This window comes from Marinobacterium sedimentorum (genome assembly GCF_024267675.1).
GTDB lineage: Bacteria > Pseudomonadota > Gammaproteobacteria > Pseudomonadales > Balneatricaceae > Marinobacterium_A > Marinobacterium_A sedimentorum.
In genome coordinates this window covers 1-218 of record NZ_JALDYX010000194.1, presented here as the reverse complement: position 1 = coordinate 218, position 218 = coordinate 1, and the positions used below count along the sequence as shown (strand labels likewise).

1 protein-coding gene is annotated in these 218 nt (G+C 52.8%); it reads left to right on the top strand.

Going from position 1 to position 218, the window contains the following annotated elements; genetic code table 11:
* Positions 1 to 28 precede the first annotated feature (28 nt).
* On the top strand, positions 29 to 218 hold a 190-nt coding region (locus MRS74_RS23810), incomplete at its 3' end, for a VCBS domain-containing protein (RefSeq protein ID WP_254582756.1).

Sequence of the window (218 nt, the reverse complement as noted above, 5' to 3'; positions counted from 1 at the left end):
TAATGCCAGCAGTAAGCTAGTGGGCGCCGTGACCGAAGCGGGTCACGATGATGCGGGTAACCCTCAAGCAGGCACATCTACCGCTACCGGTACATTAGTTGCGGATGATGTGGATGCGGGTGCAACCCACAAATTCTCAGTGGACAATGGCAACAGTGACTACGGTGAATTGGTCGTGCAAGAGAACGGTCAATGGACCTTTACGCTAGACAACACTA